This window comes from Ancylobacter rudongensis (assembly GCF_900100155.1).
Taxonomy (GTDB): Bacteria; Pseudomonadota; Alphaproteobacteria; order Rhizobiales; family Xanthobacteraceae; genus Ancylobacter; species Ancylobacter rudongensis.
The window spans coordinates 372,270-390,405 of the sequence record NZ_FMTP01000004.1; the positions used below are offsets into that span (position 1 = coordinate 372,270).

Below are 18,136 nucleotides of genomic sequence, written 5' to 3' on the forward strand. Positions count from 1 at the left end.
TGTTGACTGCTAGAGGTCGTCCGGTGAAGGCCGGTTCACCTGATGTGCTCCAGGTTTTTGTCTTTTCGCATTTCCTTCACGCGCACCGGAACGCTCTTCGCTCGAGAATGCTCTAGCTGCGCCCGCGCGTGAGCACCGCGTCTAGCCCGAGCTCCGGATAGAGCTGGGCGACCTGCCGGGCGTCCTCGCTGAGCCGCGCAGTTATCCAGTCGCGCAGATCGGCCACGATGGGCCGCAGCGGCTTGTCGCGCGAGCGCACGAACTGGCAGTGCCGACCCGTGACCTTGACGCCGGGGCCTGCCGGAACAAGCGCCCCGGTGCGCAGCCAGTGGCAGGTGACATTCAGCCAGCCGAGCGCGACGCCCTGGCCCAGCATCGCCGCCTGCACGACGATGGCATAGTCGGAGAAAATCATCGAATTGGTTGCCGCGCCGGGGTCGCCGGGGAAGAACACCTGCGACCAGTCGGGCTGCGCGTCGCCGAACGTGAGCAGGGAATCCGTCGCCGCATCGGCAGGCAAGGTGCGCTGCCGGTCGCGGTAGCCCGGGCTGCAGATCGGCACCAGTATTTCCGGCATGATGTAGCTCGCCTCGTGCCGCTCGTCCGGCCCGTCGACAAAGCGCATGCCGAGGTCGACATCGGTGACTGGCCCGGACAGCGCCGACATGATGAGCTGGAAGCGCAGTTCGAGCGAAGGGAAGGCGCGCTTGATCTCCGCCATGTGCGGCATGATCCAGTGCGTTGTGAAGCCGGTGGAGACCGAGAGGGTGACGGTCTCGACGCCGGTCTTGCGGTCCTCGATCTCCCGCAGGGCGTGCTCGAAGCCCGAAAAGCCACGCGAGACCGCCTCATAGAGGATTCGCCCCGCCTCCGTCAGCGTCACGCCGCCGGGCGTGCGGTCGAACAGAATGATTCCGAGATGGTCCTCCAGCCGGCCCATCATCCGGCTCACGGCGGCCGGCGTCACATTGAGTTCGTCGGCGGCACGGGCGAAGTTGCCGCAGCGCGCCGCCGCCTCAAAGGTGAAGAAACCATTCATTGACGGCAGGGCGAGGCGAAGCTTTCGCATTACATAATGTAATGCCGCGCGAATTTTTTTTCAATTGAACGCGACGTCGATCATTGATTTCCTGCCGGCATGGATGGCCCGTTCCGGGCCTGAGAAGACAGAATTCGGTACGGAAAGGCCGCGCTGCGGTCTGGTTGCGGCAGACTCTGGCTGCGGTCGCAGCGGCAACACCCGCGTATGCGATGTAATGTTCCGCCGTAGCTTTCCTAAGGAGGCCCCATGGCGAAGGAATCTGTCGCGACATCGGCCCCGGGGGCGAGCCGGAGGAAACTATGTCGACACTAGTTTCGCGCCAGACGGTAGGCGTCTCGATCCGGGGCGCTTCCAAGTCCTATGGGAGCTTCCGAGCGCTCGACGCGATCAATCTCGACGTGGCGCCGGGTGAGTTCGTCTCGATTTTGGGGCCGTCCGGCTCGGGCAAGACCACCTTGCTCGGCATTCTTGGCGGTTTCGTCCAGCCGACCTCAGGCTCGGTCTTCCTCGGCGAGCGCGACATCACCTTCGAGCCGCCGCACAAGCGCGACATCGGCATCGTGTTCCAGAACTACGCGCTGTTCCCGCACATGAATGTCGCGGAAAATGTGACGTTTCCGCTGCGCGCCCGGCGCATGCCGAAGTCCGAATGGCCGGGCAGGCTCGCAGCGGCGCTCGACATGGTGGAACTGGCCGGTTTCGGCGAGCGCAAGATCCACGAACTGTCCGGCGGCCAGCGCCAGCGCGTCGCGCTCGCCCGCGCCATGATCTTCGAGCCGCGCCTGATCCTGATGGACGAGCCGCTCTCCGCGCTGGACAAGCAGTTGCGCGAGACCATGCAGATCGAGCTTAAGCACCTGCACCGCAAGCTCGCGGCGACGATGATCTATGTGACGCACGACCAGCGCGAGGCGCTCACCATGAGCGATCGCGTCGCCGTCATGAACAAGGGGCAGCTGATCCAGGTCGATACGCCGGAGCGCCTGCACGACCATCCGGCGGATGCCTTTGTCGCCGGCTTCATCGGCGAGGCGACGCTGCTTCCGGTGCGGCGGCTGGATGACCGCTCGGTCGATCTCGACGGCACGCGCCTCATCTCCGCGCGCCCGGTGCCGAGCGCCGCTGAACTGTTCCTCGCTGTCCATTCCGAGAAGCTCACCGTCATCGCGGATGCGGGGTCAGGAATGGAAAACGTGTTGAGCGGCGTCGTGACCGAGACCCTCTACCAGGGCGAGAGCATCCGCATCTTTCTGGAGCTGGACCGGGGGGCCCGGCTCAGCCTGCGCGTGCCGAGCAATCATCAGGGCCGTTCGCTGCTCAAGACGCCGGGCGAACGCATCGCCGTCGCCGTCCACCCGGACGACACCATCGTCGTGCCGCAGGTCCGCTGACCCGACTTACCGCTGCTGCCAAAAGGAACGCAGAAGATGAAGTTCACCGATTTCAAGGTCATGACGTTCGACGTGGTCGGCACGCTGATCGATTTCGAGGCGGGTGTCCTGGGCGCGGTGCGCGCGCTTGGCGGCCCCAAGGCCGCCGCCGCCAGCGACGACGAGATCTTCGAGCCCTACAAGCGCGGCCGCGACAAGAACTATGGCCGCTCCTCCTTCGCCATGAAGGACGTCTACCTGTCGCTCGCCAATGAGTGCGGCTTCAAGAACGACGAGGCCACCGCCGAGGCGTTCCAGCTCTCGGTTCTGCGCTGGCCGGCCTTCGCCGATTCCGTCGAAGCGCTGCGCCGGCTCCGGAAGAACTACCGCCTCGTCGCCATGACCAATGCCGACCGCACGGCCTTCTCCGCCTATTCGGCGACGCTCGGCAATCCGTTCCATGACAGCGTCACCTGCGACGAGGCAGGATGCGCCAAGCCTGACCCCCGGTTCTTCGCCTTCAACAGGGGCCGGCAGTCCGCGTTCGGCTTCCAGCAGGCTGAGATCCTGCATGTCGCGCAGAGCCAGTACCACGACATCGGCGTCTCCAAGGCCGAGGGTTGCACCACCTGCTGGATCGAGCGCCGCCAGGGCCAGAAGGGTTTTGGCGGCACGCCCGATCCCAAGGTGATGACGAAGCCGGACTTCCACTTCTCCTCGCTCAAGCAACTCGCCGACGCCGTCGATGCGGAACACGCCGCCGCGCGCGCGGCCGCTTGATGCCCGGTCCGACGGCTTTGCCCGCCCCCCGCTCTCCGGTCGACAGTCCCTCGCTCTGGCGGGCGACCTCGGTCGCCCGGCCGGAGTTTGGGAGCCTGGCGGGCGAGCAGTCCTTCGACGTCGCCATCATCGGCGGCGGCTATACAGGACTTTCCACGGCGCGCTATCTCGCGAAAGCCGGGCTCTCGCCGGTGGTCATCGAGGCCAACCACATCGGCTGGGGCGCCAGCGGGCGCAATGGCGGCGTGGTGTCTGGCAAGTTCCGCATCGGCTTCAAGGATATCGCCGCGCGGTACGGCCTCGACACCGCGCGCCGCATGCACGATCTCGGCCTTGAGGCGGTCGAGCATGTCGGGCGCCTGGTCGATGAGCTTGGCATAGAGGGCGCGGACTACCGGCCCTCGGGGTCGCTGCGCTGCGCCCATAATGCCCACACGCTCGACGTGCTGAAGAGCGAGGCGGCCTGGCTGCGCGAGGCGCTGGGAGATCGCGGCATATCGATCCTGAGCGCCGGAGAGGTGACGGCCGAGACCGGCTCGCGCGGCTTCACCGGCGGCATGCTCAGCACCCATGGCGGTGTCATCCATCCGCTGAACTTCGTCCTCGGGCTGGCGGCGGGGCTGAAGGCCGAGGGCATCGCCATCCATGAGGCCACGCCCGTCACCCGTTTCGGCCGCGACGGCACGGGCGTGATCGTCGAGACACTGGCCGGGCGCATCACCGCGCGCCAGCTCGTGATCGCCACCAACTCCTATTCCGACCTGACGCCGGCGACGGCGCCGGTGCGCAAGGCGATCATCCCGTTCCGCTCGGCAATGGTCGCGACCGAACCCCTGGTGGGCACCCCCGGGGTCGGGCTGCTGGCGAGCGGGCGCAGCTACACCGAGACGCGCCGCATGATGCGCTGGTTCCGCAAATCGGGTGACCGCCTGCTCTATGGCGGGCGCGGCGCCTTCGGCAAGACCGATACGCAATCCGCCTTCGCCGCGCTGGAAAAGGCCATGGTGCGCCAGTTCCCCGAGCTGGCCTCGGTGAAGGTGACGCATCGCTGGTCCGGCCTGGTGGCGATGACGCTGGACAGCCTGCCACATCTCGGGCGGCTCGACGACCGCGTCGTCTATTCGGTCGGCTACAACGGTACCGGCGTGGCGCTCGCCTCCGGGATCGGCCGCCATGTTGCCGCGCTGGTTACGGGTGGCACGCCTGATCTCGGCCTGCTGACGCGGCAGCCGCTTCCTCCCATCCCCTTCTACGGACTGCGCGAACCCGCCGTCCGTCTGGTCGCGGGCTGGTACCAGTTCCTTGATGCCATAGGGCGATGACGCGCCGCGACCATCGCTTCAGCAACGCAAGCGGCCGACAAGAATGACCCAGAGGAGAACCGTAATGCGCGTGACACTCTCGATCCCTGCGATAATGGCGGCGCTGCTGCTGTCGGCTGCGGCCGGCTCGGCCGAACAGATCACCTTCGTCTCTCAGGGCGGCGCCTATCAGGAGGCCCAGACCAAGGCCATCCTCGATCCGGTCGCCAAGCTGCTCGGCATCACCATCAACCAGGACTCCTCGCCGGACGCCTGGCCGGTGCTGAAGACCCAGACGGCGACCGGCAAGCCGATCTGGGACGTCATCGACACGCCGACCAAGGACTGCATTCGCGGTGGCGAGCAGGGCATGATCGAGAAGCTCGACTTCTCCCGGCTGCCCAACGCCGCCGAGATCCCCGCCGACTACAAGACGGCTTATTCGGTTCCCTATGAGTTCTATTCGTCGGTTCTGGCCTTCAACAAGGAGAAGTATGGCGAGAACGGGCCGAAGAGCTGGGCCGATTTCTGGGACGTGGAGAAATTCCCCGGTACGCGGGCGCTGCGCAGCCACCCGATGGCGACGCTGGAGGCGGCGCTGCTGGCGGATGGCGTGCCGGCTGACAAGCTCTACCCGCTCGATGTCGACCGGGCCTTCAAGAAGCTGGAGGAGCTGAAGCCCCATGTCACCGTGTGGTGGACCTCCGGTGCCCAGTCGGCGCAGCTCCTCGCCGATGGCGAGATCGACATGGAGATGGCGTGGAACGGCCGCGTCACCGCAGTGATCAAGGAAGGCGCGCCGATCGAGTACACCTTCAACCAGGGTTTCCTGCAGGAAACCTCGCTCTGCATCCTCAAGGGCGCGCCCAATCTGGACACCGCCTACAAATTCCTGAACGCGGCGATCTCGCCCGACATCCAGGCGAACTTCCCGGCCTATATCGATTACGGCCCGGGCAACCCCGCTGCCTACAAGACCGGCAAGATATCGCCCGAGCGCGCCGCGCAGATGCCGAGCTCGCCGGAAAACGCCGCCAAGCAGGTGTTGATCTCGGTGGCGTGGTGGAGCTCGCCGGCGGGCGAGGAGGCGCAGAAGCGCTGGGCGTCCTTCATCCAGAAGTGAGCGGCTGCCGCTGGAGCATCATTGCCGCCCCGGTCCGGTGACGATGCTCCAGCCTATTTTTGACGCGTTTTCTTCACGCGAACTGGTTTCCCCTTCGCTCGAAAAATGCTCTCGCGAGGAAGCTTTCATGGCGATGTCGTCGGTCAACCCGTCACTGGCGCATCAGCGGCGCGAGGCACGCTTGGTCCTGCTGCTGCTGGCGCCGGCGCTTGCCGTGGTCGGCGGCCTGCTGATCGTGCCGCTCGGCTGGCTGGCCTGGCAGTCGGTGCGGCAGGATGGCGGGTTCACCCTGGCGCACTATGCCCGGTTCCTCACCGACGACGTCTATTGGATGACTTTCCTGCAGACTTTTCGCATGGCCTTCATCGTGACGGCGGCGGCCCTCCTCCTCGGCTACCCCGTCGCCTATGTGGCGGCGGGGGCCTCCCGGCGCTGGAGCCTCTTCATCCTGGCGATGGTGGTACTGCCGTTCTGGACCAGCGTGCTCGTGCGCGCCTATGCCTGGCTGATCCTGCTGCAGCGGCGCGGCCTGGTGAACACGGCCCTGACCGAACTCGGGCTGGTCGATGCCCCGCTGACGCTGGTCAACAATGAATTCGGCACGATCGTCGCCACCGTGCACATCCTGCTGCCCTTCATGGTGCTGCCGCTCTACGCCACGATGCAGAAGATCCCGCCCGAGCTGACCATGGCGGGCTCAAGCCTCGGCGGCACGCCGCTGCATGTGTTCCTGCGCGTCTTCCTGCCGCTCTCCATGCCCGGTGTGGTCGCCGGCATGGTGCTGGTCTTCGTGCTGACGCTCGGCTTCTACATCACGCCGGAACTGCTCGGCGGCGGACGGACCTACATGGTCTCCATGCTGGTCTCCAGGAATATCGAGGTCTACAACGAATGGGGCGCGGCCTCCTCGATCAGCGTGGTGCTGCTGGCCTGCGTGTTCTTCATCTTCCGCCTTGCCAGCTTCGTGATCCCGTTCGAGCGCATCATGGGAGCGCGCTGACCATGGCGGTATCGAAACTCCTGCTGCGCGCCTTTGTCGGCCTCGTCCTGCTGTGGCTGATCATTCCCATCGTCATCATCGTGCCGATGTCGTTCTCCGGCGCCCGCTTCCTTGCCTTTCCGCCTCCGTCCTGGTCGCTACGCTGGTACGAGGCCTATCTCGCCAGCCCCGCCTGGATGCAGGCGACGCGGGTCAGCCTGACCGTTGCGGTGGCGAGCGCCATCATCGCCACGGTGATGGGGACCGCTGCAGCCTATGCGCTCAGTCTCGCCAATTCGCGCCTGGTGCGCAGCCTGCAGGTGGTGCTGATGCTGCCGCTGGTGGTGCCGATCGTGATCACCGCCGTGGGCGTGTTCCTCGTCTATGCCAATGTCGGCCTGCTCGCGACCATGACCGGGCTGATCCTCGCCAATGTCATGCTCGGCCTGCCCTATGTCATCACCTCGGTGCTGGTGGGGTTGAGGAAGTTCGACCCGGCGCAGGAGATGGTCTCGCGCAGCCTCGGCATGAACCGGCTGCGCACCTTCTTCATCGTCACCCTGCCGCAGATCCGCCCGAGCGTGATCACGGGCCTGCTGTTCGCCTTCATCTCGGCGCTCGACGAGACCGTGGTGGCGCTGTTCATCTCCGGCGGCCAGTACCAGACGCTGACCAAGCGCATGTTCACCGCGCTGCGCGACGAGATCGATCCCACCATTGCCGCGATCAGCACGCTGCTCACGGCCGTCTCCTTCCTCGTGGTGATGCTGGTGGCGCTCAATGCGCGCGGCGAGCGCGGGCGGGCCTAGCGCCATGAACACCGACATACTGATCCTCGGCGGCGGATCGGCCGGGTGCGTGCTGGCCGCGCGCCTCTCCGAAGACCCGCAGCGCGGCGTCATCCTGGTGGAGGCCGGCCGCAATGTCTCGGTCGGCGACATTCCGCCCGAGGTGCGTGCGCGCTATCCCGGTCGCGCCTATCTCGACAGTTCCAACATCTGGAGCCGCCTGACCGCGCTGATGGGCGATGCGGCGCGGAATGCCGGCCGCCGGCCGCGGCGCTACGAGCAGGCCCGGATCCTCGGCGGCGGCTCGGCGATCAATGCCCTGATGGCCAATCGCGGCGCCCCCGGCGATTATGACGAATGGGAGGAGCTCGGCGCGCAGGGGTGGAACTGGGAGTCCTGCCTGCCGGTGTTCCGTACCATGGAGGCCGACCGCGATGTCGACGGCCCGCTGCATGGCGACAGCGGCCCGCTGGTGCTGCGCCGTATCAGTGATGCGCAGATCTCGCCCTTCGTCCGCCGGGTGATGACGACGCTGGACAGGCGCGGCCACCCGATCCGGCCCGACCAGAACGGGATTTGGGAAGACGGCACCTTTCGCGGCGTGGTGGCGGTGGATGACCACGGCGAGCGCCAGCCAACCTCGCTCGCCTATTTGACGCCGGAGGTCCGGCGCCGTCCGAACCTGACGATTCTCACCGACCATGCCGCGACCCGTCTGCTCTTCGAGGGCACCCGTGCAGTCGGTGCCGAGGTCGAGGCCGCCGGAGGCCGGCGCTTTTCCATCGCGGCGCGGCAAGTGGTGCTCGCGGCCGGGGCGATCCACTCGCCTGCGCTGCTGCTGCGCTCCGGGATCGGGCCGGCAGAGGATCTGCGCGCGCTCGGCATTCCGGTCGTGTGCGACCGGCGGGGCGTCGGCCGCAATTTGATGGAGCACCCCTCGATCGCGGTCGCGACCTGGCTGCCGCCACGCTCGCGCGAGCGCAATCTTGACGAGCACCACGAGCAGGCGATCTGGCGCTACTCCTCAGGCCTGCCCGGAACGCCGGCCGGCGACATGCACGCGGCGATCCTTTCGCGCGCGGGCTGGCACGCGGTGGGGCAGCGCACCGGCAGCCTGTTCTTCTGGGTGAACAAGTCCTATTCGCGCGGCTTCCTGTGGCTCGCCTCGGCCGATCCCCGCTGCGAGCCCGAGGTCGATTTCCGCATGCTGAGCGACGAGCGCGACCTCGTCCGCCTGAAATCGGCGTTGCGTATGGGCGCGCAGGTGCTGCTCGATCCAGGTATGGACGGTTTTCGCGACGTGGTATTTCCTGCGAGCTATACACCCCGTGTCGCCAGGATCGCGGTGCCGGGTGCCTGGAATGCGCTGCAGCGCGGCGTACTCGCCGGGATGCTGGACAGGGCCGGCCCGCTCCGCGCGGCGCTCATCCATGCCGTGGTGACGCAAGGCATCACCCTGAGCGGGCTCTTGGCCGACGACGACGCCCTCACCGATTTCGTGCGGACGAATGTCGGCGGCACCTGGCATCCCTCCGGCACCTGCCGTATGGGGCAGGCCGACGATCCGCTGGCCGTTACCTCGCCGACCGGCGCCGTGCTGGGCGTCGAGGGCCTGCGCGTCGCGGACGCCTCGCTGATGCCGTCCATCCCGCGCGCCAACACCAACATGCCGACCGTCATGATCGCCGAGCGCATCGCCGCCTTCATCCGCGAAGGGCGCTGAACCCGTCTGTCGTCTCCCCGTCGGCCTCGGCGCCTTGCACATGAGCGTTGGCCCGCGCCCGCTAGCGCGGCAGGAGGCCAGCACCCTGCGCGGCCTTGTCGGCGCTGGCCCGCAGCGTCGCAGCCGCCTCGGCCTGATGCAGCTCGTCCTGCACGCCCGCGCGGCGAAGGTGATAGGGCGCCCAGTCCGGCGCCGCCTCGATCGCCTTGGCGAGCGCGGCATCGGCCCCCTGAAAGTCCCGCGTGCGCAGCAGGAGTTCGGCGAGCGCGGCATGAGCGACAGCATTCTCGGGCTGGAGCGCAAGGGCCTGATCGATCAGGCTGGCCGCCTGCTTTTCCTCGCCCTTCCGCTGCAGGGCAATCTCTGCCAGTAGCGCCAGCGCCGTTGCACGCAGCGGCGGCGCGCCGGTCTCGGCCGACCCTGCGAGCAGTTCGGCCGCACGGGCCCGATCGCGCCGCGCCCTGTCGCGGCCGAAGACAAGGAGTTCGGCGAGATGGAGAGCCGCCCACTCATCGCCTGCCGTTATCGCCGCCTCGAAATGAGCGCGCGCGGCAAGCGGGTCGGCTGGCAGGCCGAACCGACCATCCCGGTAGAACTGCCCCAGCTCGGAATCGGCAAAGCCGATGCCCTGCGCGGCTGCCGCGAGGTAGGCGTCGATCACGGGGCGTGTATCATCGCCCTGCATGTGGGTATCGGCGAGCAGATTGGCGATCTTGCCATAGGCGGGCGCATAGCCGGCCCCCGCCGCCTTCTGGAAGAGCGCAAGGGCCTTGGCATCGTCCTGCTCCACGCCGAGACCCTCGGCATAAAAATCGGCGACATTGCTGAGGCCGACGCCGATTCCCGCCTCGGCCGCGCGGTTGTAGTGTTCCAGCGCCCGGCCGTAATCCTGGGGAACGCCAAGGCCGTGGTCGTAGAGAATGCCGATGGCGACATCGGCGAGCCGGTAGTCGCCGCTGCGGGCTTCCTCGAACAGCGCGAGCGCCTCGGTGTAGTTGCCAAGCTTCTGTTGGGCGCGCCCTAGCTGGAAGGCGAGGCGCGCATTGCCGGGATCGACGCCGCGCGCCTTACGGCAGGCCTCCTGTGCCCGTTCGCCGTCCAGGTTCTCGAAGGCGACGCCGGCACGTCCGGCAACAGCGTCATTGGGGCTCGCCGCCAGCCTGTCGCAGTCGGCGATGGCCGGATCGGGCGTCGACCAGACGGAAGCCGAGCCGGCAATGAGCGCAAAGCCGACCAGCACGACCAGGGGGGCGACGCGCGTGTGGGCAAGAGTGCCGAGATGCATGAGTGAGGACACCTTGACCTTGGGTGATCTGAGCAGGCCTCAGCACGCTATCGAAAGAACAGTCGCAAGTGATATCGTCAGCGTCGCAGAGTGATCGCCCGGATTTGCGCAGGCGTCTCAAAACCGGATCGCCGCGCGCCGATCCGCTTGTTGGCAAGAACGAGATACCGCCGCGACGATGCAGAAGACCGTTCGCTTTCATCACTTCTCGACGCAGGCTATTTCCGCAGAGGAACAGTTCGATGCCTTCCGTCTGCGGATCGACACCATGTTCGACATGGCGACGCTCCCGCCCGAGGAGAGGTCAGGCTTCGAGGGCGCCATCAGCAGCGCCAATCTGGGCACGATGCTGCTCAGTTCCATGCAGACGCGCTGTTTCAGCTTCGAGCGTCCACGCCAGCGCATCCTGCGCGACTTCCTCGATCACTTCATGCTGCGGATCGATCTCGACCGGGCGCCCGACCGGGGCGGGCAGGCGCGGGCATTGACGGTGATCGACCTCGGCCAGCCGATTGATCGCCGGTCGACCCCCGAGCACAATATCTCGTTGATCCTGCCGCGCCATGCCTTGGCTGGCCCGGCCCGCCAGGCGGTGGCGTCATTCCATGGCGAGAGCCTGCTCACCCCGCAGGCGCTGTTTCTCGCCGAACATGTGGTCTCGCTCATGCGCCTTGCCCAGCGCGCTGAGGGAGGGGCGACCAGTGATCTGCTGGCTCTGACGCCGCAGTTGGTCGCAGCCTGCCTTCAGCCCGGACGGGGCAGCGTCCGGCACGCGCGCGCCGAACTCGATCTCGCCTTCATGCGCAAGGCGCGCGATGTGCTGTTTGAAAACCTGCGCAATCCGCGCCTGGACCCGGACATGCTGGCGCGGGAGATCGGCATGTCGCGGGCGAGCCTGTACCGGTTGTTCGAGCCGATCGGCGGCGTCGCGCGCGCCATTCGCGAGGCGCGCCTGCACCAGGCGATACGCGATCTACGCTCCGGAAATGCCGCCGTGGGCGCCATCGGCCACGCCTTGTGTTTTTCCAGCGAATCCCAATTCAGCCATGCTTTCAAGGCCTATTACGGCTGTTCGCCCCGGGAGGCCCGCGCCGCCCTGGCGGAAGGGGCGCCGATCGTTGCTAGGCAACGGGCCGGCGACGACGCCGATCCGGCGCAGCGCGTGTTCCCCGCCTGGCTGGTCTCGCTCTGAGGTGGATGAACTGCGTGCCGCTTGCCCCCGCAGGGGCGGCGAGGACATGGTCCGCTGCTGGAAGCTGAGCCATTTCTGCCATTTGCCGGTTCCGTCGACACGGACGGCGCCCGCGGACGGATCTGGGCTCTCCATGAGCTGGATTTTAGTTTAGTGAAGGTGACCAATCCGTGTGCGCTCCGTGTGCACTCACGCGTCGAAAAATCGGAAATTGGGGCGTATCGTGGCGAAAAATCGAGTGCACACGCCGCGGCTCAACTCCTCGAAGTTACAAAATAATGCCGATAAATCAATCATTTAGATTTGCCGTGGCCCCTATGATGGACTGGACCGACCGGCATTGCCGGGCGTTCCACCGCGTCCTGTCCGTGCGCGCGCGGCTCTATACCGAGATGGTGACGGCGAATGCGGTGATCTTTGGCGACCGCGAGCGGCTGCTCGGCTACTCCCCGCAGGAGCACCCGATCGCGGTGCAGCTCGGCGGCTCGGATCCCGAGGCGCTGGCGAAGGCGGCGGCGATCAGCGCGGAGTGGGGGTATGACGAGATCAACCTCAATGTGGGGTGCCCCTCGGACCGCGTTCAGGGTGGCAATTTCGGCGCCTGCCTGATGCGCGACCCGGCGCTGGTGGCGCGGTGCGTTGCGACGATGAAGGCGGCGGTGGCGATCCCCGTCACCGTCAAATGCCGCCTCGGCGTCGATGAGCAGGATCCCGAGGTCGCGCTCGACGCGCTGGCCGATGCGGTGCTGGCGGCGGGGGCGGATGGTCTCATCGTCCATGCCCGCAAAGCATGGCTGGAAGGGCTGTCGCCGAAGGAGAATCGCGACATTCCCCCTCTCGACTATGACCGGGTGCATCGGCTGAAAGCCCGGCTGCCGGATGTGCCGGTCTGCCTCAATGGCGGCATCGCCACGCTGGAGGCGGGGGAGACGCAGTTGGCGCATGTCGATGGCGTCATGCTCGGCCGCGCCGCCTATCAGCAGCCCGAGCTGTTGCTGCGCGTCGACAGCGTGTTCTTCGGCGAGGTCGACCCGCATCCCGACGCCTTCGCCGCCGTCGCCGCTTTCGAGCCCTATGTCGCCGCCCATCTCGCGGCGGGCGGGCGGCTCCACGACATCACCCGCCACATGCTCGGCCTGTTCACGGGCCGTCCCGGTGCTCGCGCCTTTCGGCGCCATCTCGCGACCGAGGGCGTAAAGCCGGACGCCGGCCTTGATGTGCTGCGCGCCGCCGTCGACGAGGTGCGCCGGGCCGAAGAACGCCGGTCGCTTGTGGCCTGAAACCATGCCATCACGGGATGGTCGATGTGGCGGCGTGGCGTGGTGGCGTGATGATGCAGGCAATTCCTCTCGAACATCTGGTGTGGCTGTCCGGTGTGCTTCTGGTGGCCGGCCTCGCCACCGGAATCCTCGCCGGACTGTTCGGCATTGGCGGCGGTGCCATCGTGGTTCCGGTGCTCTATGAGGTGTTCGGCGCGGTGGGGGTCGACGATTCCGAGCGCATGCACCTTTCCGTGGGCACGGCGCTCGCCATCATCGTGCCGACCGCGCTGCGCTCCTATTTCGCTCATCGACGCCGTACCAAGATCGACAACTCCATCATGCGGCAATGGGCCGTGCCGCTGATCGCCGGTGTCGTGGCGGGCACCTTGCTGGCGGCGGTGTCACCGGATGTGGTGCTGAAGATCGCCTTCGTGCTGTTCGCTGCGCTGATGTCGTCGAAGCTGCTGTTCGGCCGGGATCACTGGGTTCTGGCCGATAAGCTGCCGGGGCGGCTGCCCATGGCGCTCTATGGCTTCGGCATCGGCGCCTCGGCGCCGCTGATCGGCATATCAGGCGGCGGCATCGCCACGGTGGTGCTGACCCTCTACCGGGTGCCGATCCACACCGCCATCGCCACCTCAGCCGGGCTGGGGGCGCTGATCGCGGTGCCGGGTACGATCGGCTATATCATCAGCGGCATCCCGCATCTGGAGGATCTGCCGCCCTTCTCGCTCGGCTACGTCTCGCTGCCGGGACTTGTGCTGGTGGGCGGCATCGCGACCCTGGCCGCACCGCTCGGCGCCCGGCTGGCGCACGGGTTCACCAAGCGCCAGCTCGAAGTCGGGTTCGGCCTCTATCTGCTCATCGTCGGCCTGCGCTTCGTGGTAGCGCTGATCGTCGAGTGAGGCGGGAAAGCCCCTCTAGTCCAACGCCTTGGCTCGCATCACCAGCTTCTCGCCGCGAATTTCGAAGCTGGCGAGGCGGGAGAGGAAGGTCATGCCCAGCAGGCTGTGCTTGAGCGTGCCGGGGCTGGCGACGAGGGCGGGGACGTCGCGTTCGTCGATCGAACCGGCGATGCCGATGCGGTCCAAAACCACTGCTGCGGCGCGGCCGCGGCCATTGGCGGTGTCGATTGGGATGTCGTAGCGCAGGAATTCCAGCGGTAGGCCCACCGCCACCGCATCTTCCGGCGTCAGAACGACGCTGGAGGCACCGGTATCGACCAGCATAGGTATTCTGTTGCCGTTCACCTCGACCCGCACGTTGAAGTCGCCGTCGCGGGCGCGGGCCACTTCGACTGCGGGGCCGTTATCGGCCAGTGGGACCGCATAGCCTGGCGCCAGTTCGGCGAGGACGCGGTAGGCGACCGCGTGCAGCTCGACCCGGTAGGTATAACCCACGGCGAGAACGGCGAAAATCACCAGCCAGAGCGCGGCGGCGCGCAGCGCTTCGCCCAGCCTGCCGGTGAAGGTGGCGAACACGCTGGCACCGACAACCATCAGCAGCGAGCCGTAAAACACAATCTGCGCCAAGTCGTTAGCGCCGAGGCCACCGACATCGCCATAGCGCGAGGCGAAGAACACCAGGCCGATGCCGCCGGCGAGGCCGATGACGACGATCCACATCAGGCGGTCGGCGTTCATCGCACGGCTCCCGCGCGGCGCTGGCTCAGGCGGGCCATGATGGCGCGCCGCTCGTTTTCGCCGAGCGTGGACCACGCGCCGATCTCCTCCAGGGTGCGGCCGCAGCCGAGGCAATGGCGCCCGGCTGCATCCAGTGTGCAGACGGAAACGCAAGGTGTGGAAAGGGTTTGGGGCATGGATCCGGTACGCTCAGGGACGCCTGACTCTGGCGCAATTTCCTGTCGATCCGGTTAAGCGCCGGGCCGGCAGGGCGTCAGTGCGCGAAGATAAGCAGGCCGATCAGGAAGGCAATCTCGACCAGAATCGTCGCGGCTCCGGCGACATCGCCGGTCTGCCCGCCGAATTGGGCGCGCGCAAGGCGAACCACCAGAAGGAACGCGACGACCCCGAACAGCGCCCCGCCGACCAGGCCGGTTGGGCCGATGAGGGGGACGATGAGAACGATGAGGACGATGAGGCCGACGCCGAGCGCGCGCCATCGGCTCGCCCGCCCCGGCACCCCGGCGCTGCGGGCGAGGCCGTCCGCCCGGGCGAAGGGGAGGGCGGCGAGCATCCACAGCCCGGCGAGGCGGGAGACGCTGACGGCGGCGATCAGCCCGGCGGCGGCGGGCAGCGGGCCGGTTGCCAGCAGCCCCGCCAGCGCCCCGACGCGCAGGGCGAAGGCGAGGATGAGCGCGCACACGCCGAAGGCGCCGACCCGGCTGTCCTTCATGATCGCCAGCCGCTGCTCGACGCTCCAGCCGCCGAGCGCATCGGCGACATCGGCCAGCCCGTCCTCGTGCAGCGCGCCCGTCATCGCCACCAGCACGGCGACCGCCAGCGTGGCGGCGAGGAAGTCCCCCAGCCCGATCCCGGCGGCGACGATCAGCACCGACGCGCCGATCAGCCCCAGCACCGCGCCGGCCAGCGGCAGCGCCGGGCCGAGGCGGTCGAGGTCGGGCGGGCCGTCCTGCGCCGGCTCGGATGGCAGCCGCACCGGCAGCCGCGAGAGGAAGCGCAGCGCGGCCGGCACGTCGGAAATCACGGGGAGGGGCATCGGCGTTCCGTTCAGCGCTCAACCAGCAGCTCGGCCAGCGGCCGCCGCTGCTCCCAGCCGGCGCGCTCCAGCTCCGGCACGGCTGAGGCTTCGGCGGGGTAGCCGATGCAGAGATAGCCGACCAGCTGCCAGTGCGCCGGCACCTCCAGCGCGCGGGCCACCGCCTGCGGGTCGAGGATCGACACCCAGCCGACGCCGATGCCCTGTGCCGCCGCCGCCAGCCACAGCGTGTGGATGGCGAGCACGGCGGAATAGGCGACGGTTTCCGGCATGGTGGTGCGGCCGAGGCCGTGGCCGGTGGCGGGATCGGGCTCGACGAAGACGGCAAGATGTTCGGGCGCGTCATCCAGCCCGGCGAGCTTCAGCCTTGCATAGAGGCCGGCGCGTTCGGCCGGCTGCAGCGCCAGCGCGGCGGCGTTGCTGGCCTCGAAAAGGGCGCGGATGGCGGTGCGGCGGGCACCCTCGCGCACCCGTACCAGCCGCCAGGGCTGGCTGAAGCCGACGCTCGGCGCCCGGCAGGCGGCCGCCAGCAACGCGTCATACGCCGCGGCGTCGAGCGGGGTGGTGCGGAAGCAGCGGACATCGCGCCGCCAGGCGAACAGCGCGTCAAGCCCGTCGCGAAAGGCGGCGTCGAACGCCGGCGGGGTTGCCGGAAGGGCTTTGAGAGGAACGGCCATGCGGGCTTCCATCCGTGATCCCAGGTGCGCCCCCCTGCGTAATCCCGAGGGCGCGGCTGCGTGCGGGAGGGTTGCGCGACCCTCGGTGAGGGTCTACCCCGCCTTTGCGCCCGAGGCGACACTTCTTCACCCCGCTTCACCCGGCATCTTCCGCTTTGCCGTCGTCCGTTTTGCTCCGTCCGTTTGCTGCTGAGGCTCCCATGCTGCGCTCCGCCACCGGCCTGCCCTTTGACGATATCCGCAACCTCGTCGCCCAGATGCCGGGGCCGGACATGGCCGCCCGCGCCGCCGCGAGCGCCCGGCAGGGGCAATTGGTGAAGCCGCCCGGCGCGTTGGGCCGGCTGGAGGAGATCGCCATCCACATCGCGGGGTGGCAGGGGCGGGAGATTCCGCAAGTGAACCGGCCGACCGTGGCGGTGTTCGCCGCCACCCATGGCGTGGCCGGGCGGGGCGTCTCGCCTTACCCGTCCGAGGTGACCAAGCAGATGGTCGCCACCTTCACCGCCGGCAAGGCGGCGGTGAACCAGATCTGCGGCGTGTTCGGCGCCGGGCTGCGGGTGTTCGACCTCGCGCTCGATTTGCCGACGCCCGATATCGTCGAGCAGGACGCGCTGACCGAGGCCGAATGCGCCGCCACCATGGCCTTCGGCATGGAGGCGCTGGCCGGCGAGCCGGACCTGCTGTGCCTCGGCGAAATGGGCATCGGCAACACCACGGTGGCGGCCGCCATCTTCCACGGCCTGTATGGCGGGCAGGCGAGCGACTGGGTCGGCCCCGGCACCGGCGCCACCGGCGAGGTTCTGGCCCGCAAGGTGGAGGCGGTGCGCGCGGCGGTGGCGCGCGCCAAGGGCCATCTCGACGACCCGCTGGAAGTGCTGCGCAAGCTCGGCGGTCGCGAAGTGGCGGCGATGGCCGGCGCCATCCTCGCGGCGCGGCTGCAGCGCGTGCCTGTCGTGCTCGACGGCTACGTGGTGACGGCCGCTGCCGCCGTGCTCAAGGCGCTCGACCCTTCGGCGCTCGACCACTGCCTCGCCGGCCATGTCTCGGCCGAGCCGGCGCATCGAACGGTGCTGGAACGGCTCGGCCTGCGGCCGCTGCTCGACCTCGACATGCGGCTCGGCGAGGGCTCCGGCGCGGCGCTGTCGATCGGGGTCATCAAATCCGCGCTGGCCTGCCATGGCGGCATGGCGACCTTCGCGGAAGCCGGCGTGGCGGGGGCGTGAGGGGACGGCCTTGTGGCGCAAGTTGGGGCGGGTGATCCACCGTCCCTCATCCCCGGGCTTGACCCGGGGACCCAGCCTTTGCCGGGTGGTGCGCGCGGTGGGGCTGGGTGGCCGGGTCAAGCCCGGCCATGAGGGCTGGTGATGAGTTTCAACCTTTCACGCGCGCGCCCTCGGCGCGCCCGCCCGCCACAGGGTTGGCGGCCACAGACCTGGCGCGGGATTGCCCTCGCCGGCGCCCTCATCGTGATCGCGCTGGTGGTCGAGCATGTCATTCCCCCGCTCACCGGCGCGGTGCGGGTGTCGGATGGCGACAGCGTGGAGATATCAGGCGAGCGGGTGCGGCTGGAGGGCATTGACGCGCCGGAGCTGCATCAGGACTGCGGGGAGGGGGCGAAGGCCTGGCCCTGCGGAATCCAGGCGCGCGGGGCGCTGGCGGCGCTGGTCGCCCAAGGCGAGGTGAGCTGCCGGCCGGTGGATGAGGACCGCTATGGCCGCGCCGTCGCCCGCTGCACGGTCGGCGGTGCCGATATCGGCGCGGCGCTGGTGCGGCAGGGCTGGGCGGTGACGCTGGGGCTGGCCTACCGGGCCGAGGAGCGCGCGGCGCGGGCGGCCGGCGCCGGCATCTGGGCCGGCCCGTTCGACATGCCGGCCGACTGGCGGGCGCGCCATCCAAGGCCGGCGGAGTGATGACGCGCAGCTGTACGCTCCCTAT

At 68.2% G+C, this 18,136-nt stretch carries 18 protein-coding genes; 12 read left to right on the plus strand and 6 right to left on the minus strand.

Going from position 1 to position 18,136, the window contains the following annotated elements:
- Nucleotides 1–112: 112 nt before the first annotated feature.
- Nucleotides 113–1,069, minus strand: coding sequence for a LysR substrate-binding domain-containing protein (locus BLO63_RS12995; RefSeq protein ID WP_091441201.1), 957 nt, complete (start codon nucleotides 1,067–1,069; stop codon nucleotides 113–115).
- A gap of 272 nt (nucleotides 1,070–1,341) precedes the next feature.
- Between BLO63_RS12995 and BLO63_RS13000 the strand changes: the two genes are divergently transcribed.
- From BLO63_RS13000 to BLO63_RS13030, 7 genes are all read left to right on the plus strand, one after another.
- On the plus strand, nucleotides 1,342–2,433 hold the full coding sequence (locus BLO63_RS13000) for an ABC transporter ATP-binding protein (protein WP_091441204.1): 1,092 nt from the start codon (nucleotides 1,342–1,344) through the stop codon (nucleotides 2,431–2,433).
- A 36-nt stretch (nucleotides 2,434–2,469) separates the two neighbouring features.
- Nucleotides 2,470–3,192, plus strand: a complete 723-nt coding sequence (locus BLO63_RS13005; protein WP_091441207.1) for an HAD-IA family hydrolase — start codon at nucleotides 2,470–2,472, stop codon at nucleotides 3,190–3,192.
- Nucleotides 3,192–4,514 carry an NAD(P)/FAD-dependent oxidoreductase gene (locus BLO63_RS13010; protein ID WP_091441210.1) on the plus strand — a complete coding sequence of 441 codons (1,323 nt, stop codon included), beginning with the start codon at nucleotides 3,192–3,194 and terminating at the stop codon, nucleotides 4,512–4,514. Before BLO63_RS13005 ends, BLO63_RS13010 begins: the two co-directional genes overlap by 1 nt.
- Nucleotides 4,515–4,578: 64 nt before the next feature.
- Complete coding sequence (locus tag BLO63_RS13015; protein WP_091441213.1) at nucleotides 4,579–5,616, plus strand: ABC transporter substrate-binding protein; 1,038 nt, start codon at nucleotides 4,579–4,581, stop codon at nucleotides 5,614–5,616.
- A 127-nt stretch (nucleotides 5,617–5,743) separates the two neighbouring features.
- Entirely contained in the window at nucleotides 5,744–6,616 is an 873-nt protein-coding gene (locus BLO63_RS13020) for an ABC transporter permease (protein ID WP_091441216.1), read from the plus strand.
- A 2-nt stretch (nucleotides 6,617–6,618) separates the two neighbouring features.
- Nucleotides 6,619–7,404 carry an ABC transporter permease gene (locus BLO63_RS13025; protein ID WP_091441219.1) on the plus strand — a complete coding sequence of 262 codons (786 nt, stop codon included), beginning with the start codon at nucleotides 6,619–6,621 and terminating at the stop codon, nucleotides 7,402–7,404.
- Between the two features lie 4 nt (nucleotides 7,405–7,408).
- Complete coding sequence (locus BLO63_RS13030; RefSeq protein ID WP_091441441.1) at nucleotides 7,409–9,106, plus strand: GMC family oxidoreductase; 1,698 nt, start codon at nucleotides 7,409–7,411, stop codon at nucleotides 9,104–9,106.
- 61 nt (nucleotides 9,107–9,167) lie between these two features.
- On the opposite strand, the gene BLO63_RS13035 is transcribed toward BLO63_RS13030, so the two are convergent.
- Nucleotides 9,168–10,391 (minus strand): tetratricopeptide repeat protein, encoded by a 1,224-nt coding sequence (locus tag BLO63_RS13035; RefSeq protein ID WP_091441222.1) that lies wholly within the window; start codon nucleotides 10,389–10,391, stop codon nucleotides 9,168–9,170.
- A gap of 178 nt (nucleotides 10,392–10,569) precedes the next feature.
- On the opposite strand from BLO63_RS13035, the gene BLO63_RS13040 reads away from it, so the two are divergent.
- From BLO63_RS13040 to BLO63_RS13050, 3 genes are all read left to right on the plus strand, one after another.
- Nucleotides 10,570–11,583, plus strand: coding sequence for an AraC family transcriptional regulator (locus tag BLO63_RS13040; RefSeq protein ID WP_091441224.1), 1,014 nt, complete (start codon nucleotides 10,570–10,572; stop codon nucleotides 11,581–11,583).
- A gap of 278 nt (nucleotides 11,584–11,861) precedes the next feature.
- Nucleotides 11,862–12,863 carry a tRNA dihydrouridine(20/20a) synthase DusA gene (gene dusA, locus BLO63_RS13045; protein WP_091441227.1) on the plus strand — a complete coding sequence of 334 codons (1,002 nt, stop codon included), beginning with the start codon at nucleotides 11,862–11,864 and terminating at the stop codon, nucleotides 12,861–12,863.
- 50 nt (nucleotides 12,864–12,913) lie between these two features.
- Complete coding sequence (locus tag BLO63_RS13050) at nucleotides 12,914–13,750, plus strand: sulfite exporter TauE/SafE family protein (RefSeq protein ID WP_091441443.1); 837 nt, start codon at nucleotides 12,914–12,916, stop codon at nucleotides 13,748–13,750.
- A gap of 15 nt (nucleotides 13,751–13,765) precedes the next feature.
- Here the strand turns inward: BLO63_RS13050 and BLO63_RS13055 are convergent, their stop codons facing one another.
- The 4 genes from BLO63_RS13055 to bluB all read right to left on the minus strand — a co-directional run bounded on the left by BLO63_RS13055 (nucleotide 13,766) and on the right by bluB (nucleotide 16,201).
- Entirely contained in the window at nucleotides 13,766–14,488 is a 723-nt protein-coding gene (locus tag BLO63_RS13055; RefSeq protein ID WP_091441229.1) for a TIGR02281 family clan AA aspartic protease, read from the minus strand.
- Nucleotides 14,485–14,664 carry a DUF1289 domain-containing protein gene (locus BLO63_RS13060; RefSeq protein WP_091441232.1) on the minus strand — a complete coding sequence of 60 codons (180 nt, stop codon included), beginning with the start codon at nucleotides 14,662–14,664 and terminating at the stop codon, nucleotides 14,485–14,487. Before BLO63_RS13060 ends, BLO63_RS13055 begins: the two co-directional genes overlap by 4 nt.
- A 77-nt stretch (nucleotides 14,665–14,741) precedes the next feature.
- A complete protein-coding gene (cobS, locus tag BLO63_RS13065) occupies nucleotides 14,742–15,524 on the minus strand; it encodes an adenosylcobinamide-GDP ribazoletransferase (RefSeq protein ID WP_091441235.1) in 783 nt (260 codons plus the stop codon).
- 11 nt (nucleotides 15,525–15,535) lie between these two features.
- Nucleotides 15,536–16,201, minus strand: coding sequence for a 5,6-dimethylbenzimidazole synthase (gene bluB, locus BLO63_RS13070; protein WP_205409324.1), 666 nt, complete (start codon nucleotides 16,199–16,201; stop codon nucleotides 15,536–15,538).
- A 200-nt stretch (nucleotides 16,202–16,401) separates the two neighbouring features.
- Between bluB and cobT the strand changes: the two genes are divergently transcribed.
- Nucleotides 16,402–17,424, plus strand: a complete 1,023-nt coding sequence (gene cobT, locus BLO63_RS13075; RefSeq protein WP_091441240.1) for a nicotinate-nucleotide--dimethylbenzimidazole phosphoribosyltransferase — start codon at nucleotides 16,402–16,404, stop codon at nucleotides 17,422–17,424.
- A gap of 141 nt (nucleotides 17,425–17,565) precedes the next feature.
- Nucleotides 17,566–18,111 (plus strand): thermonuclease family protein, encoded by a 546-nt coding sequence (locus BLO63_RS13080; protein ID WP_091441243.1) that lies wholly within the window; start codon nucleotides 17,566–17,568, stop codon nucleotides 18,109–18,111.
- The last annotated feature ends 25 nt before the right edge of the window (nucleotides 18,112–18,136 follow it).

What these genes read in the sequence shown, in the direction of transcription:
- BLO63_RS13055 (WP_091441229.1), bottom strand. Translation starts at nt 14,488, where the DNA reads ATGAACGCCGACCGCCTGATGTGGATCGTCGTCATCGGCCTCGCCGGC.
- BLO63_RS13030 (WP_091441441.1), top strand. Translation starts at nt 7,409, where the DNA reads ATGAACACCGACATACTGATCCTCGGCGGCGGATCGGCCGGGTGCGTG.
- BLO63_RS13080 (WP_091441243.1), top strand. Translation starts at nt 17,566, where the DNA reads ATGAGTTTCAACCTTTCACGCGCGCGCCCTCGGCGCGCCCGCCCGCCA.
- BLO63_RS13025 (WP_091441219.1), top strand. Translation starts at nt 6,619, where the DNA reads ATGGCGGTATCGAAACTCCTGCTGCGCGCCTTTGTCGGCCTCGTCCTG.
- dusA (WP_091441227.1), top strand. Translation starts at nt 11,862, where the DNA reads ATGCCGATAAATCAATCATTTAGATTTGCCGTGGCCCCTATGATGGAC.
- BLO63_RS13015 (WP_091441213.1), top strand. Translation starts at nt 4,579, where the DNA reads ATGCGCGTGACACTCTCGATCCCTGCGATAATGGCGGCGCTGCTGCTG.
- BLO63_RS13010 (WP_091441210.1), top strand. Translation starts at nt 3,192, where the DNA reads ATGCCCGGTCCGACGGCTTTGCCCGCCCCCCGCTCTCCGGTCGACAGT.
- bluB (WP_205409324.1), bottom strand. Translation starts at nt 16,201, where the DNA reads ATGGCCGTTCCTCTCAAAGCCCTTCCGGCAACCCCGCCGGCGTTCGAC.
- BLO63_RS13040 (WP_091441224.1), top strand. Translation starts at nt 10,570, where the DNA reads ATGCAGAAGACCGTTCGCTTTCATCACTTCTCGACGCAGGCTATTTCC.
- BLO63_RS12995 (WP_091441201.1), bottom strand. Translation starts at nt 1,069, where the DNA reads ATGCGAAAGCTTCGCCTCGCCCTGCCGTCAATGAATGGTTTCTTCACC.
- BLO63_RS13060 (WP_091441232.1), bottom strand. Translation starts at nt 14,664, where the DNA reads ATGCCCCAAACCCTTTCCACACCTTGCGTTTCCGTCTGCACACTGGAT.
- cobT (WP_091441240.1), top strand. Translation starts at nt 16,402, where the DNA reads ATGCTGCGCTCCGCCACCGGCCTGCCCTTTGACGATATCCGCAACCTC.
- BLO63_RS13020 (WP_091441216.1), top strand. Translation starts at nt 5,744, where the DNA reads ATGGCGATGTCGTCGGTCAACCCGTCACTGGCGCATCAGCGGCGCGAG.
- BLO63_RS13000 (WP_091441204.1), top strand. Translation starts at nt 1,342, where the DNA reads ATGTCGACACTAGTTTCGCGCCAGACGGTAGGCGTCTCGATCCGGGGC.
- BLO63_RS13035 (WP_091441222.1), bottom strand. Translation starts at nt 10,391, where the DNA reads ATGCATCTCGGCACTCTTGCCCACACGCGCGTCGCCCCCCTGGTCGTG.
- BLO63_RS13050 (WP_091441443.1), top strand. Translation starts at nt 12,914, where the DNA reads ATGATGCAGGCAATTCCTCTCGAACATCTGGTGTGGCTGTCCGGTGTG.
- BLO63_RS13005 (WP_091441207.1), top strand. Translation starts at nt 2,470, where the DNA reads ATGAAGTTCACCGATTTCAAGGTCATGACGTTCGACGTGGTCGGCACG.
- cobS (WP_091441235.1), bottom strand. Translation starts at nt 15,524, where the DNA reads ATGCCCCTCCCCGTGATTTCCGACGTGCCGGCCGCGCTGCGCTTCCTC.